The sequence below is a fragment of the Streptomyces sp. NPDC050534 genome, from assembly GCF_044457745.1.
Taxonomy (GTDB): Bacteria; Actinomycetota; Actinomycetes; order Streptomycetales; family Streptomycetaceae; genus Streptomyces.
This window is the reverse complement of sequence record NZ_JBITHF010000005.1, coordinates 474,059-488,176: the sequence shown is the minus strand read 5'-3', so window position 1 is coordinate 488,176 and position 14,118 is coordinate 474,059. Positions and strand designations below refer to the sequence as shown.

The 14,118-nt window shown below is 73.6% G+C and carries 11 protein-coding genes; 5 read left to right on the top strand and 6 right to left on the bottom strand.

The features are described 5' to 3' along the window. Positions 1-52: 52 nt before the first annotated feature. Both ACIBN2_RS19490 and ACIBN2_RS19485 read right to left on the bottom strand, forming a co-directional pair. Entirely contained in the window at positions 53-1,327 is a 1,275-nt protein-coding gene (locus tag ACIBN2_RS19490) for a hypothetical protein (RefSeq protein ID WP_399135709.1), read from the bottom strand. A 563-nt stretch (positions 1,328-1,890) separates the two neighbouring features. After that, the gene (locus ACIBN2_RS19485) at positions 1,891-2,976 is read right to left on the bottom strand and encodes a M12 family metallopeptidase (protein WP_399135708.1); all 1,086 of its coding nucleotides are present in this window, start codon (positions 2,974-2,976) and stop codon (positions 1,891-1,893) included. A 71-nt stretch (positions 2,977-3,047) separates the two neighbouring features. Between ACIBN2_RS19485 and ACIBN2_RS19480 the strand changes: the two genes are divergently transcribed. Beyond that, a complete protein-coding gene (locus ACIBN2_RS19480; RefSeq protein ID WP_399135707.1) occupies positions 3,048-4,952 on the top strand; it encodes a LuxR C-terminal-related transcriptional regulator in 1,905 nt (634 codons plus the stop codon). A gap of 94 nt (positions 4,953-5,046) precedes the next feature. Here the strand turns inward: ACIBN2_RS19480 and ACIBN2_RS19475 are convergent, their stop codons facing one another. Continuing rightward, on the bottom strand, positions 5,047-7,611 hold the full coding sequence (locus tag ACIBN2_RS19475; protein WP_399135835.1) for a CHAT domain-containing protein: 2,565 nt from the start codon (positions 7,609-7,611) through the stop codon (positions 5,047-5,049). A 148-nt stretch (positions 7,612-7,759) separates the two neighbouring features. Between ACIBN2_RS19475 and ACIBN2_RS19470 the strand changes: the two genes are divergently transcribed. From ACIBN2_RS19470 to ACIBN2_RS19460, 3 genes are read left to right on the top strand one after another with little or no spacing between them, the layout of a single operon-like run. Continuing rightward, the gene (locus tag ACIBN2_RS19470) at positions 7,760-9,196 is read left to right on the top strand and encodes a S8/S53 family peptidase (RefSeq protein ID WP_399135706.1); all 1,437 of its coding nucleotides are present in this window, start codon (positions 7,760-7,762) and stop codon (positions 9,194-9,196) included. Positions 9,197-9,255: 59 nt separating this feature from the next. Next, positions 9,256-9,831, top strand: a complete 576-nt coding sequence (locus ACIBN2_RS19465; RefSeq protein WP_399135705.1) for an RNA polymerase sigma factor — start codon at positions 9,256-9,258, stop codon at positions 9,829-9,831. A 17-nt stretch (positions 9,832-9,848) separates the two neighbouring features. Continuing rightward, positions 9,849-10,322, top strand: coding sequence for a hypothetical protein (locus tag ACIBN2_RS19460; RefSeq protein WP_399135704.1), 474 nt, complete (start codon positions 9,849-9,851; stop codon positions 10,320-10,322). A gap of 18 nt (positions 10,323-10,340) precedes the next feature. Here the strand turns inward: ACIBN2_RS19460 and ACIBN2_RS19455 are convergent, their stop codons facing one another. Both ACIBN2_RS19455 and ACIBN2_RS19450 read right to left on the bottom strand, forming a co-directional pair. Further along, positions 10,341-11,561: a cytochrome P450 gene (locus ACIBN2_RS19455; RefSeq protein ID WP_399135703.1), complete on the bottom strand. Its 1,221-nt coding sequence runs from the start codon at positions 11,559-11,561 to the stop codon at positions 10,341-10,343. Between the two features lie 66 nt (positions 11,562-11,627). Continuing rightward, positions 11,628-12,428, bottom strand: a complete 801-nt coding sequence (locus ACIBN2_RS19450) for an N-formylglutamate amidohydrolase (RefSeq protein WP_399135702.1) — start codon at positions 12,426-12,428, stop codon at positions 11,628-11,630. A gap of 134 nt (positions 12,429-12,562) precedes the next feature. Between ACIBN2_RS19450 and ACIBN2_RS19445 the strand changes: the two genes are divergently transcribed. Beyond that, complete coding sequence (locus tag ACIBN2_RS19445; RefSeq protein WP_399135701.1) at positions 12,563-13,690, top strand: DNA glycosylase AlkZ-like family protein; 1,128 nt, start codon at positions 12,563-12,565, stop codon at positions 13,688-13,690. Here ACIBN2_RS19445 and ACIBN2_RS19440 read toward each other — a convergent pair. Next, positions 13,674-13,973, bottom strand: coding sequence for a hypothetical protein (locus ACIBN2_RS19440; RefSeq protein WP_399135700.1), 300 nt, complete (start codon positions 13,971-13,973; stop codon positions 13,674-13,676). The genes ACIBN2_RS19445 and ACIBN2_RS19440 overlap by 17 nt on opposite strands. Positions 13,974-14,118 lie beyond the last annotated feature (145 nt).

Genomic DNA, 14,118 nt, shown 5'->3' with positions numbered 1-14,118 from the left:
GCCCTGATGCACCCGCAGCGATGAACCGGCCTCAGTCAGCCGAGCCGCGGCTCTACGGCCGAGCGGCCCGACGCCGACGCGCCACCAGCACCGCTCCCGCGCCGGCGGCGACGGCCGCAGCCGCCGCCCCCGCGAGGGGCAGCGTCGAGCCGGACCCGGTGCTTGCCAAGTCCCCTTCCGCGGAAGGGGAGTTAGAGGTGCCGCCGGTGGAGTCCCCGCCCGAGGAGCCGTCGCCGGAGCCGGCGCCCGCGCTCGGGGTGGAGGTCGAGGAGCCCCCGGAACCGCCCGTCGAGCCGGAGCCGCCGGTCGTGGATCCGGAGCCGCCCGTCGAACCGCCGCCGCCCGCGACGGCGAGCGTGATGGCGGCGGTGTCGTCGGCCGTGTTCCCGTCGAACGGCCGGGGCTCCCCGGCCAGCGCCACCGAGCCCTTGGTCCCCGGCACCGCCTTGTCGATCCTCAGCTTGAAGGTGTAGGTCTCACTGCCGCCCTCGTTCTCCCAGGACTCGCTGGTGCCGCACTCGTAGGTGCCGGGAGTCACCTTGTCGCAGTAGCCGTGGCCCTTGGTCACCGTCGTACCGGCCGGCATCTTGATCCGGACCTTGGTCACCGAGACGGTCCCGTCCCGCAGCACCCAGCCCGGCCCCGCGTTGGTGAACTTCACCTTGAGGCCGACCGTGTCGCCGACGCCACCCTTGAGCCGGTCGCCCGTCACCTTGAAGTCGGCCGTGTTGTCGGCGGTCACCTTCACGTTGGCGTCGTCCCAGTCGGGGTGGTCGCCGCTCGGGCCCGCCGGGGTGGCGTCGGGCCGCTCGACGAGCTCGACCGCGGGGGCGGTGCCGCGCACGGGCTCGCTCGCGTTGTCGTCGAGGCCGGGTTCGGTCGTCTCCACCACCACGCGCAGCCGGTCGTAGAGCGCGTGGTCGAGGACCTTCAGCGTCAGCGCCTTCTCGGGTGCGTAGACCGTGCCGGGCTTGACGGTCTGGTCGAACTCGCAGACCGCCTCGGACCGGCTCGGCTCCTCGTCGTAGGCGGGGACCTCGTAGCGAAGGCAGTTGGAGGGCAGTTCGGTGTGGCTCAGGCCGCGCGTCACGGTGTACGAGAGCCAGACCTTGTCCGCCGCCGCGGTGCCCGTGTTGGTGAAGGTGACCGGAACGTCGACGCTGCTGCCCGGCTTCACCCCGTCCATCGGGGCCACTGCGCCCAGTCTCACCGCCGCGGAGCCGCCGTCGGCGACAGCCGGTGCGGCACCCAGCGCGATCAGGGCGACGGCACCGACCGCTCCGGCGGTCTGGCGGATCGGGCGGGGGCCGGAAGAGCTCTGGAGCATGTGGGGGGTCCTCTGGTGAAGCGTCGACGGCGTGCGAACGAACTGCGTGGGAACGCGAGTTCCACCACGGGAGACATACGGGAGTGCCGGATGGTTGCACCGGGACGTCAGGGCGCGCCGGTGATGCGAGGGGCGCGTTCCATGGAGGTGTCCGCGATGCGGGACGGCTCTCTTGACATGGGTCCGCGCACACCCGGCCTTCGGCCCGCACCTTGACCTCGACGGCATCGAGCGTTGTTCCGCACGGAGTTCGAGGGCTCGACCCTCCGGGACCATCTGGGCCTCGCGCACCCCGACGCGGAGGGCGACGGGGTGCGGGTGGCGTCGTGACGGCGGCCCAACTCGTCGTCATGCTAGGTGAGTTGGATTCGCCCCAGCGGCTGGAAGGCCGCGCCGGCCCGGATGGACTCGCCGATGATGAAGCCGCTGATCATGCGCCGCTCCCTCACGTGGGCGGACATGGGTTGGAGGACGTCCCCCTCCCCCGAAGGTGACGTCCTCCAACCGCTCCCCCGGCGCCGGACTGTGGGCCGGCCGACCGCGTGGGGTGGCGGTCCGTGCTGTCACCAGCACATGACCGCTGTCTCCCCCGGACCCCACGCGGAGTACAGACGGATGCGGACGTAATAGCGGCGGCCCTTGACCAGGCGGGCCTTCATCGTGGCGTTGTGCGGCTCTCCGCCGTCGTCGCGGCCTGCGACGTAGCGGGGCACGTCGTCCCGTTCCTCGAACAGGACCAGGACGGAGTCGTTCGCGCCGAAGGTGCCCAGGGTGTACTCGCGCGTCTCCGGCGGGTCGATCACGAAGTCGGCCTGATCGCCGGGTGTGAGACGCAGCGGCGCCGAGCGGAAGGGCTCCAGCGCGGGCAGCTTCGGCAGCTCGGCCGGCGGGTACCAGCGCAGCGCGAACTCCTTGTCGGCGGGCGAGAGCGTACCCGGCGGGTTCAGGCCCGCACGGAACTGCTCCGGCTCCAGGATCAGCCCGCCCGTGAACGGATACTCCATGATCGACTGCGGGTCCCAGACCGAGCCGTTGACCTCGGCGGAGTCCAGCTTGCGCAGGATGTTGAAGAACGTCGTGTCCCGGCTCCAGAAGTTCGGCGGGCCCGCCAGATCGGCGTAGACCGCCTCGTCGTCCCAGTGGATGCCGGCGAACGGGCTCTGGTGCTCGTGCAGCATGCCGAGCGCGTGCCCGATCTCGTGCAGGGCCGTCCCGCGCTCCCCGGGCGCGGTCAGGTCCCAGCCGAAGTTCATGGTGCGCTCCTGCTGCCCGGCCAGCAGGCAGTCCTTGCCCACGGCAGACCAGGAGCCGTCCCCGAGCTGGAAGCCGATGCGCAGCTCGGCCTCGGAGCGGTCGCCGACCTCGACGAAGGAGAGCCCTGTGCCGAGGTCCTGCCACTCCCGGAAGCACTCGCGCACGACGTCCCGCTGCTCCTTGGCGCCGACCCACGACACCCGGCGGGACTGGCCCGTCCCCGGTACGGAGATGACCGACCCGTCCTCATCGCCGTCGAAGAAGTAGTAGTGCAGGACCGTGCCGTTGACCCACATCGCCCGCCCGGCGACGAGCGCACCGAGCCGCTCGGCGGTCAGCCCCGGTGTGAAAGCGGGGGCCGACTGCTGCGCGAGGGAGCAGTAGCGTCCGGTCATGCGCACAGACTGCCGTGAGAGACGGCACGGGCGCCTGAGTCGAGGTCTACTCAAGTCGCCCTGTATCAGGAATGAGTACTCGCACTCATACTCCCGTGACGACCTTCGAACGCGAAGCGAAGACCCTGGAACTGCCCTGGCCGTTCACCGGACGTGAGGACGAGCTCGAGCTGGTCCGCCGGTCCCTGAGCGCCGGTCACCACGGCATCGTGGTGACCGGCCCGGCCGGCTCCGGCAAGACCCGGCTCGTCACCGAGGCCGTGCGGGGCAGCGACCGCGCCCGCGCGGCCGGCACGCCCGAGACCCGGCACATCCCCTTCGCCGCGTTCGCTCACCTGCTGCCCGAGGCGGTCTCCCTGCACCGGGCGGTCCAACTCCTGTCCGGCGTACGGCTGCTGGTCGTCGACGACGCGCACCTGCTCGACGACGCCTCCGCCGCCCTCGTGCACCAGCTCGCCGTGCACGGCCGCACCCGGCTGGTCGCCGTCGTCGCGGACGGCGGCCCGTGCCCCGGCGCGGTCTCGCGGCTGTGGACCGGCGAACTGCTCCCGCGCCTCTCCCTGGAGCCGCTGCCCCGCGAGGACACCGAGCACCTGCTCGCCGCGGGCGTCGGCGGCGGTGTGGAGCCGCTCACCCTGAACCGCCTCCAGCACCTGTGCCGGGGCGATCTGAGGCTGCTGCGCGACCTGGTGGACGCGGTGCGCGAGCGCGGCCTCCTCAACCGCGCCGCGGACACGGACACCTGGGTCTGGCGCGGCCCGGTGCCGGTCACGGCGACCGTCCGCGAGCGCACCGCCGGGGACCTGGCAGGCGCGGGCCCGGAGAAGCGCGGGACGCTCGAACGGCTCGCCTTCGCCGAGCCCCTGCCCCTGCACCTGGACGACCTCGACCTGCGCGTCCTCGAGAACCTGGAGGCCGACGAGCTGATCCGCATCTGCGACCAGGGCACGGTCCGCCTCGCGCACCCGCTGCACGGCCCGGTGCTGCGCGCCGCGGCCGGCCGGCTCAGGGCGGCCCGCCTGTCCCGTACGCCGGCCCAGTGCGACGCGGCGCTCGCCGCCGAGGCGGCCACGCTGACCGGGCGGATCGAGCGGGGGGACGTACGACCTGCGGCCACGCCGGTGGGGGAGTGGCTGGCCCAGGAGGGCGCGACGGTACCCGCGGGGTACGCGGCCGTGCGCGCCCGGTTCGCGCGGCTTCGGGGGGAGCTGCGCGAAGCGGCGGCCTGGGCGAGGGAGGGGCTGCGGGACGCCGTGCACGACGTGTCCTGCCGCACCGAACTCGCCCTGGCCGCCGCGCAGTCGGGGGACGCGGCAACGGCTCAGGAGGCCGTGGCGGACTGCCCGGACCTTCCGGAGCCGTCCGCCTGGCTGGCCGCGGCCCGCGGGGACGCCGACGCCGCCGTGGCGGCCATCGGTGACGCCACCGACGGCATGGTGCAGACGTACGGCGCGGGCGGCGACTGCACGGACACCGCGTTCGCGCTCTACGACCTCGTACGTCTCGGAGCCCCGGAGAAGGCCGCCGGGCGCCTTCCGGCAGACGGCGTGTTCGCCCGGCACGCCGAGGCGCTGGCGCGCGCGGACGGGCCGGCCCTGGACCGGGCGGCCGAGGCGCTGGAGGAGCGCGGGTTCCTGCTGTTCGCCGCCGAGGCACACGCGCAGGCCGTCCGCGTGCACCGCGACCCGCACGCCGCACGCACCTCACGCACGCGTGCCGTCGCACTGGCCCGGCGCTGCCAGGGCGCCCGCACCCCGGCCCTGTCCGGCCTGGTCCTGGGCGAACTGACCGCCCGCCAGCGCCAGATCGTCACCCTCGCGGCCGCGGGCCTGAGCAACCGGCAGATCGCCGAAAAGCTCACGCTGTCCATCCGCACGGTGGGCAACCACCTCTACAGCGCCTACGCCCGCCTCGGCGCGAGCGACCGAGGTGCGCTGCCGTGGCTCGTCGAGCTGCCGGAGGTGCAGCCCGCCTGAGCCGCGCCCATGAACCGGCGGTCTGACCCCCAGTATTCGGGGGAGGGGTCAGGCCGCCGCCTTGTGCCGCAACACCGGTGCGGCAGGGGGCGGTTCAGGCCGCGCCGAACGCCGTGAACGCCCAGCCCGTCGCCTGGTGCAGCGCGTCACCGGGCAGCGCGGCGCGTGCGTCGCGCAGCGCCTCCGCCAGCGACAGGCCCGTGTCCAGCCCCTTGTGCAGCGCGAGCATCAACGGCACCACGGCGGCGTCGTTGACGGGCGCGCTGCTGGCGACGACGCCCGCCGTGCCCAGCGGCAGCAGCGCGGTGACCAGGCCGAGGAGCTCGTCCGCGCCGACCGAGGCGAGCCGGGCGGTGTCGCAGCAGGACAGGATGATCCGGTACGGGCTGCGGTCCAGGCGCTCGAAGTCGTGGACGATGAGCGGGCCGTCGGCCATCCGCAGCGAGGAGAACAGCGGGCTGTCGGCCCGGAACGTGCCGTGCGCGGCGATGTGCGCCAGCGCCGCGCCGTCGAGCTCCTCGAGCACGCGCGTCGCACGCGCGTCGTCCTCCTCGAGCAGCAGCGGCGTGCCGGGGCGGTCGGCGAGTTCGGACACCTCCGCGCCGCCGGTGGCCAGCCCCGGGCCGCGCACCAGGACATGGCGGCCGCCGGGCGGCGGTTCGGTCTCGCGGGCCCGCAGCCAGCTGCTGGCCGACGGGGACACGCTCAGCACCCGTTCGCGCAAGCTGGGCAGCAGCGCCCACGGCACGCTGTGCAGCCGGCCCGGCGGCACGATGACGACCGGCCCGGAACCCAGGTGCTCGGCGGCCGGGCCCAGCAGCAGCTCCTCCAGGCGGCGGCCCATGGCCTCGACCACCGGGAGCCGGCCCTCCGCGCCGGGGTGGGCGAGCCGGCGCAGCCCGGCCTGGACGTGCTCGGCCTCGGTCTCGGCGTCGGCGAGCCGTCCTGCCTCGAACCGCCGCACCCGCCCCTGCCCGCACAGCAGCACCTGCACGCGCCCGTCGAGCACGGCGAGCTCCACCAGCCGTACCTCGCCCAGCCGGCGCAGCAGCCGGGCGGGTGCGAAGCGGTCCTCGGCACCGGGCGCGGCGCCGCGCAGATGCAGGGTCCGGGCTCGGATCTCCCGCTCCAGGCGCCGCTGTTCGCGCTCCAGGACCGGGATCGGGCGGCCGTCCCTGCGCCCCTCCTCGGCGCGTGCGGCGATCTCCCGGAACGCAGTCAGGTCGCCGAGCAGGGCGGGGTCGGCGGGCGGCCTGGTCGGTGGCGCGGTCAGGACGGTGGCCCGCCAGCGCTCGCTCCACGTCAGCAGGCGGCGCGGGCCGCCGGATTCGAGGCTCGCCTGCTGCGCCAGCGCGGCGAGTTCGGCGCCCTGCTCGGTGGCGCGGGCCCTGAGCTCCGAGGCGCCCAGCGTCATCCGGTGGTCGTCGAGCACGTCGAGCCCGCGCCGGCACGCCTCCAGGACGCCCCGCCCGGAGCCGGCCGCCCGGGCGCGCAGCGCCTGCGCGGCCCAGCCCGTCATCCGCGCGAGCGGCGGCCCGCCGTGCCGGCTGCGGGCGGCGACGGCCAGATGCCGCTCCGCGTCCGCCGTCCAGCCCAGCCCCAGCGCGATCCGGCCCGCCAGCAGCGAGGCCTCCGGAGCGGCCGGCGCGCCGAAGGACGCCAGCCGTTCGGCCACCGCCGCCGCGTCCGCGACCAGGCGCCCCGAGCGGCGCCCGGAGGCCACCCGAGCCTGCAGCAGGACCAGTTGGGCGTGCGTCTCCCACCAGGGGCGGCGCTGACCGGCGAACAACCGAACCGCCAGCGCCGCGCGCGCGATCGCGGTGTGCGGATCGCCGGCGAGCCGGGCCGCGGACGCGGCGACCAGCAGCAGCTCCGCCTTGCGCGTGGACTGCCCGCCGATGCCGTCCAGCGCCCCGATCGCGGCGTCCGCGACGGTGAGCGCCTCGGGGGCGAGCCCGGCCGCCATCAGGACGTCGCAGCGGCGGATGGAGAGCATGAAGGACGGCGTGCCGAGCTTCGCGTAGCGCTCCTCTGCCTCGTCCATGAGCCGCAGCGCCGCCGGGATGTCGCCCTGGCGGAAGGCGGCCAGGCCCCGGCTCTCCACCACGTCCGCCTTGTCGTGGTCCTGGCCGGTGGTGTCCCACAGCGCCTCGGCCGCGGTGAAGTCGGCGTCCGCCCGGTCCACCGCGCCGAGCGCCAGATGCACGGTGGCCCGCAACGTCAGTGCCCGTGCCGTCCAGATGACGTCGTCGGCCTGACGCAGCACCGGGATGGCCCGGCGTACGTCCTCCAGCGCCTCGCGGTGCCGGCCGAGCACCCAGGAGGCGTAGGCCCGCCGGAACAGCACCCGCGCGCGGGTGTGGCCGCTGCTGACCGTGACGCCCCGCTCCAGCGCCTCCAGGCCCTGCCGTGTGCGCCCCGCGTGCACCAGCGCCACCCCGAGCGCGGCCAGGACGTCCGCCTCCCGGTCAGGCGCCTGCGCGCGTGCCGCGAGGTCGCGGGCCTGGCGCAGATGGTGCAGGGCCATCTTCATGTCGCCCCAGTCGCGCTGCCAGATGCCGATCACCTGGTGGGCGACGGAGGCGCGCCAGGGCGACGGATCGGCGTCGAGCACGCCCTGCGCCCGGGCCCGGGCCTCGCCCGGGTCGGCGAACACCATCGGCAGCAGTTCGAGCACCGTGTCGCTTGCCCCTGTCACTCCACGGATAGTAGTGGCCCCTGGTAGCGGCCACACCGGTTTGGTGCTGTATCAACCAAAGGCCCCGAGACTCTGATTGACGACTGCCGCCTCAACGGGAGGACCTGCCATGGCGCCTCAGCGATTCCGAGAGCAATTCGACCAGATCCAGCGCTCGATGCCCGACGTCTCCCTGGCCCTGGGGCCCGACGACGCGGCCGAGTTCATCTACGAGAAGGGTGTGGTCCTGGCTCGTGACGGCGAGGAGGCGCGGCTCGTCGAGGACACCGTGCGCACCCACTTCACCGAGGCGACCGGCCTGACCGCCGACCGTGTGCAGCGGATCAGCCCTGAGACCAACCGCTCGGGCATCACCCGCATCCAGGTCGGCGACCCGGGCCACGGCGACCGGCACGGCGACCGGGCGGTCGCGCACGCCCTGCGGGCCATGCGCGAGCACGAGGGACGGCAGCGGCGCCGGCTGGTCAGCCGCAACCACGTGGTGTCGATCGCGGTCAACTCCTGTCCCGGTGACGAGCCGGTGCCCGCCCCGCTCACCCAGGGCACCAACCCGGTCGCGGCCGAGGGTCGGCACGACGCGGACAGCGCCGTGGGCGTCCTGGTCATCGACAACGGCCTCACCCACGACTACGGCGCGGTGCCCCTCCTCGCCCACGTCCAGGGCGACCTGCACGGCACCGAGACCGACGATCAGGGCAACCTGCTGCAGTACGTCGGCCACGGCACCTTCATCGCCGGCCTGCTCGCCGCCGTCGCGCCCAACACGAACATCACCGTGCGCAGCACCCTCAACGACGCCGGCGCGATCCTGGAGTCCGAGTTCGGCGAGCGGCTGTTCGCGGCGGTCGACGAGCACGGCTGGCCGGACATCATCAGCCTCTCCGCCGGCACCTCCAACGGCCGAGTGGACGGCCTGCTCGGCGTCGAGGGCTTCATGCAGGACCTGCGCGGCCGGCGCACCCTGATGGTCGCCGCGGCCGGCAACAACGCCAGCGCCACCCCGTTCTGGCCTGCCGCCTACGCCTCCCTGCCCGACTTCGCGGACGTCGTCCTCTCGGTCGGCGCGCTGCGCAGCGACGGCGAGTTCGGCGCCTGCTTCTCCAACCACGGCGCCTGGGTGAGCGCCTTCGCCCCCGGCGAGCGCCTGACCAGCGCGCTGACCGGGTTCGACGCACCGGTGCCGTACCTCTACCAGCACTCCACGTACGAGGCCTGCCGCTTCGGCTTCACCTACGCCTGCACCTGCCAGTACCCGCGCCACACCGGGGCGCTCAGCGAGGCCGGCACGCCCACCGCCGCCAAGGCCGACCAGGTGATGTTCGAGGGCTACGCGCACTGGAGCGGCACCTCCTTCGCGGCGCCCGTGGCCGCGGGCATGGTCGCCGCCTACATGACGGCCAACAAGGAGGGCGACCCGCGCGCCGCGTGCAGGCAACTGCTCGCGGGGAACAACGAGTTCGCGGAGGTGCGCGGGGCGCATGTACCGGCGCTGCGCCCGGCAGGCTGGCGCCCGGCTTCGGTCGTACAGCTGTCCCCCGGAGCATGAGGTCCGGAACGGCCCCTTCCACGGCGTACGATGTCATGCCGTACTCGAGGGGTGGAACCGTGGACCGAGCAGATGTCGGCGCGCTGGTCGAGTCCGCCGTCGACGGTGACGCGGCGGCCTGGAAGGCGCTCGTGGAAGGGCTGAGCCCACTGGTGTGGTCCGTCGTGCGCTCGCACCGGCTCTCCGAGGCCGATGCGCACGAGGTGTACCAGACGGCCTGGTTCCGTTTCGCCCAGCACCTGGGTCGGATCCGGGAACCGGAGAAGGCCGGGGCATGGCTGGCCAGTACCGCGCGGCACGAGAGCCTGAAGGTGCTCAAGAGTTTAAGGCGACTGACCCCGACGGACGATCCGCAACTGCTCGACCGGGTCAGTGACGACCGTACGCCCGAGCAGTCGTTCCTCGACCTGGAGGAGGCGGCCGCCCAGAGCGAGCGGATCCGCCACCTGTGGCAGGAGTTCGAGGAACTGGGCGAACGCTGCAGGCAGTTGCTGCGGGTCCTGATGGCCACACCGCCGCCCAGTTACCAGGAGGTGTCCGCGGCGCTGGGGATCGCCGTGGGCAGCATCGGACCGCTCCGCCAGCGCTGTCTGCGGCGCCTGCGGGCACGACTCGAGGCACGGGGAGCGGTGTGAGGGACATGGACGACGACATGAGTGACATCGGCGGCGAGGACGCCTTCGAGGGCGAGGACCTGGGCCTCGACCTGCTGGAGGAGGAACTGCGCCGGGCCACGGCCATCCTGGACCCGGTGCCGCCCGAACTGCGCCAGATCGCGGTCGAGGCGTTCGCGCTGCACGACCTCGACGCGAAGATCGCCGAGCTGACCTTCGACTCGGTGGTCGACGCGATCCCGGTGCGGGGAGCGGTGGACGTGCCGCGGATGCTGACGTTCCACGCGGGCGGGGTGACCGTCGACGTGGAACTGTCCGCGCACGGCCTGATGGGGCAGGTGCTGCCGCCCCAGACGGCCGGGATCGAGGTGCTCGGCGGCCCGGTCTCGGGCTCGCCCCTGGAGACCGACGCCATGGGGCGCTTCACCTACGGCGAACCTCCCGCCGGACCGTTCGCGCTACGGCTGCGGACCGGCGAGGGCGTGCTCGTCACGGACTGGCTGACGGTCTGAGGACGCGGGACCCTGCCCTCACCAGGTGACGGGCAGGGTCTGCGGTCCGCGGATCATGGTCCTGCGGCGCCAGACGACCTCGTCGGCGGGCACCGCGAGCCGCAGTCCGGGCAGCCGCTCCAGCAGCGTGTCGACGAGGAGTTCGGTCTGCAGGCGGGCGAGGACGGCTCCGGTGCAGTAATGCGGGCCGTTGCCGAACGCCAGATGCGCGTCGGGGGCGCGGTCGGGGTCGATCCGGTCCGGGTCGGGGAAGACCTCCGGGTCGCGGTTGGCGGCCAGGTAGGAGACGTACACGGGCTCGCCCGCGCCGATGCGGTGGCCGTGCAGCTCCACGTCCTCCAGGGCGATACGGGCCAGCCCGACCGACGCGCGGTGCGGGATGAAGCGCAGCAGCTCGTCGAGCACGGGCCCGCGCGCCTCCGGCTCCCGCACCCGCTCGGCCAACTCCGGCCGGGAGAGCATCAGGAACAGCATCTGACCGCAGTTGTGGGTGACCGCCTCGCCGCCGATCTGCAGCGGCCCGGCGAGGCCCACGGCCTCCTCCTCACTGATCTCGCCGCGGCCGACGGCGGCACCCAGCAGCGCGTACACGTCCTCGTCCGTGCTGCCGGCCCGCGCGCGCACGGTGTCGGTGATCCACCCGTACAAGCCCTTCTTGGCACGGTCGGCGGCCTCGGCCCCGCCGGAGGTGGAGATGATCTGCCGCGTCCAGGCGTGCACCCGTTCCCGGTCCGCCACGGGCACGCCCATCACCTCGCTGACCACGGTGACCGGGAACGGCTCCAGCACCCGCTCGACCAGATCGGCCGGCGGCCCGTCGTGTACGACGCCGTCGACCAGCCCGTCGAGGATCGTCTGCGCACGGGGCCGCAGCCGCTTCATCGCACCCACCGTGAACGCGCCCGCGATCGGCTTGCGCAGCCGGTTGTGGTCCGGCTGGTCGGCCCAGGCGAGCGAGCCGGGCCGGGGAGCGAAGTTGGGGGCGAGCCGGGTCACCTGACGGCGGGTGACCTCGGTCCGGCTGAACCGCGGATCGTTCGTGATCAGCTTCACGTCGTCGTACCGGGTCGCCAGCCAGGCCCAGCCCTCACCGTGCGGCAGCCGGATCCGCGTCAACGGCCCCTCACGCATCAGCCCCGCGAGCACCGGATCGAACTCCGTCCCGTCCAGATCGAGCGCGGGCCACTCCCGCACCGGCGGCGGCACCTGCTCCGTCAACGTGCTGATCTCCTCGGTCATGCCTCCCACCCTGGGCCTGCGCGCGGGGACTGTCGCGCCGGAGTGCTCCAGGCGGATGCCGGCCCGTCAGGAACCCGTCACCGCGTCGACGAGTGCCGCCAGGGCCGATGCCGGCCGGGTGAGTCCGGGGCCGGCGGGGCCACCCGGTTCGGTCATGTACGTGTCGCGGCGGATCTCCACCATCAGGGCGCTGACCCGGGTGTCCTTGCCGTAGAACCCCAGCGGTACGTAGGCGCCGCCGAAGGGGCTGTCGAGGGCCGTTTGCCCGCAGGGTGCGAACGCTTCCCTCGCCGCGGCGAGCAGTTCGGGCGGTGTGTGGAAGGCGTCGGTGCCGAGGCAGACCGGTGGGCGGGGGCCCGTGCCGTGGAGTTCGTAGGGGAGTGGTGTGGTCGGGTAGGAGTGGACGTCGATGATCACGGCTCGTCCCGTGGCGGAGAGACGGTCTGTGACCGCCTCGGTCATGGCGTGGGCGTACGGCCGGAAGTAGCGGGCGATCAGCGGCTCGGGATCGGTGGTCGTGGGCCGTAGTGCCTCGCGGTGGGTGGTACGGGTGTAGACCGCGCCCATGCCGACCGACAGCATCTCCTCCCGCTCGTCGGGGAAGCGCTCGGGGTCGACGACCAGCCGCGAGAGCCAGTTGACGAACCTCCAGGGAGTCACCGCCGAGAGCTTGGCCGCAGCCTCGGCGATCTCGGCCGTGTGCGCGTCGGTGATGTGGTCGAGCTCCCGCTCCAGCGCCGCGTCGTCCAGCACGATGCCCGCACGCACGTCGGCCGGTATGTCCCGCGCCGAGTGCGGCACATGCAGGATCACGGGGGAGCCGTCGGCGCCGGGCAGGTACGTGAACGACGGGGCGCTGTGGGGCATGGGCTGCTGCTCCTGGGGCGGTGTTGCGGCCGGGGCCGCGGAAACGACCCACGGCCAATGATCGCGCAGCAGTCCCGCCCGCACCGGCCTCGGTACGGGGTCGGCTTGTCAGACCCTTCGCCTAGTCTCGATCCATGACCGTCCACGAGCTCTCGCGTACCGACGCCCGGCGTATCGCCGTCCGCGCCCAACTCCTGGACGCCGCACGGCCGGACGGGCTGCTCGACGTGGTGCGCGGGCTGACCCTGCTGCAGATCGACCCGATCGCCGCCGTCGCGCCCAACGCCGACCTCGTCGCGTGGAGCAGGCTCGGACCGGCCTACGCGCCCGGCGAGCTGGCCGAGGCACGGGAGAAGCGGACGCTGGTGGAGCTGCAGGCGATGCTCCGGCCGGCCGAGGATCTCGCGCTGTACCGCGCCGAGATGGCCGAGTGGCCCGAGCGCGGGACGCCGTCGTCGTGGCGGGAGTATCACGGGAGGTGGGTGGCGGCCAACGACGCCTGCCGCCGGGACATCCTCGACCGGCTCGCCGCCGGGGGACCGCTGCCCTCCCGCGCGCTGCCGGACACCTGCGCCGAGTCGTGGAGGTCGAGCGGCTGGACCGACAACCGCAACGTCACCAAGCTCCTGGAGCTGATGGTGCAGCGCGGTGAGGTCGCCGTCGCCGGCCGCCGGGGCGGCGACCGGCTGTGGGACCTGGCCGACCGGGTCTATCCCGCGGCGGTGCCCGTGCCGGTCGAGGACGCGCTGCGCATCCGCGACGAGCGCCGGCTGAGAGCCCTCGGCGTCGCCCGCGCCCGCGGACCGGAGTGCCAGGTCGAGCCCGCCGACGTGGGCGAGGCGGGCGAGCCGGCCGTCGTCGAGGGCGTCCGGGGCAAGTGGCGAGTGGATCCGGCCCAGTTGGGGCTGCCCTTCGAGGGGCGCGGGGCCCTGCTGTCCCCCTTCGACCGGCTCGTGCACGACCGCAAGCGGATGACGGAGCTGTTCGAGTACGAGTACCAGCTGGAGATGTACAAACCCGCCGCCAAGCGCCGCTGGGGTTACTTCGCGCTGCCGGTCCTGTACGGCGACCGGCTGGTCGGCAAGCTCGACGCCGCGGCCGACCGCAAGGCCGGCGTCCTGCGCGTCAACGCCGTCCACGAGGATGTCTCGTTCACGAAGGCCATGAGCGCGGAGATCGGCCGGGAGATCGAGGGCCTGGCCCGCTGGCTGGAGCTGGAGCTCGTCCTGCCCGGCCGGACGGATGTCAGCCGACGCCGCTGACTTTGGAGGCGACGAAACGCCGGTGCATCGGCGAGAACGTGGACTCGGGCTCGCCGGTGATGCCGGCTTGCTTGATGGCGGGCATCAGCCGCTCGGCGAAGAAGCGCTCGAAGTCAGCCTGAGCGTTCCATACGTCGGTGACGTGCAGCGCACCTCCGTCGAACCAGGCCGCGTGCAGGACGATGCCCTCGGGCTGGTCGTTCTCCCAGTCGACCGAGTTTCGCAGGGTGTCGTAGTCGTCGGGCGTGAGCCCCGGCCAGGTGAGGGACAGCACAACAGCCATGGGACGGCCTCCTCTGTTCGGTTTCCACTGCGCTCAGTACACCGAGCCAGGCCACCGATCACCTGCCGTGCTACGCCGTTCGTGACACGGCTTCGCCCCGGCCGGGCAGCGTGCCGGCCGGGGCGAGGTCAGGAACGGGCCGTCG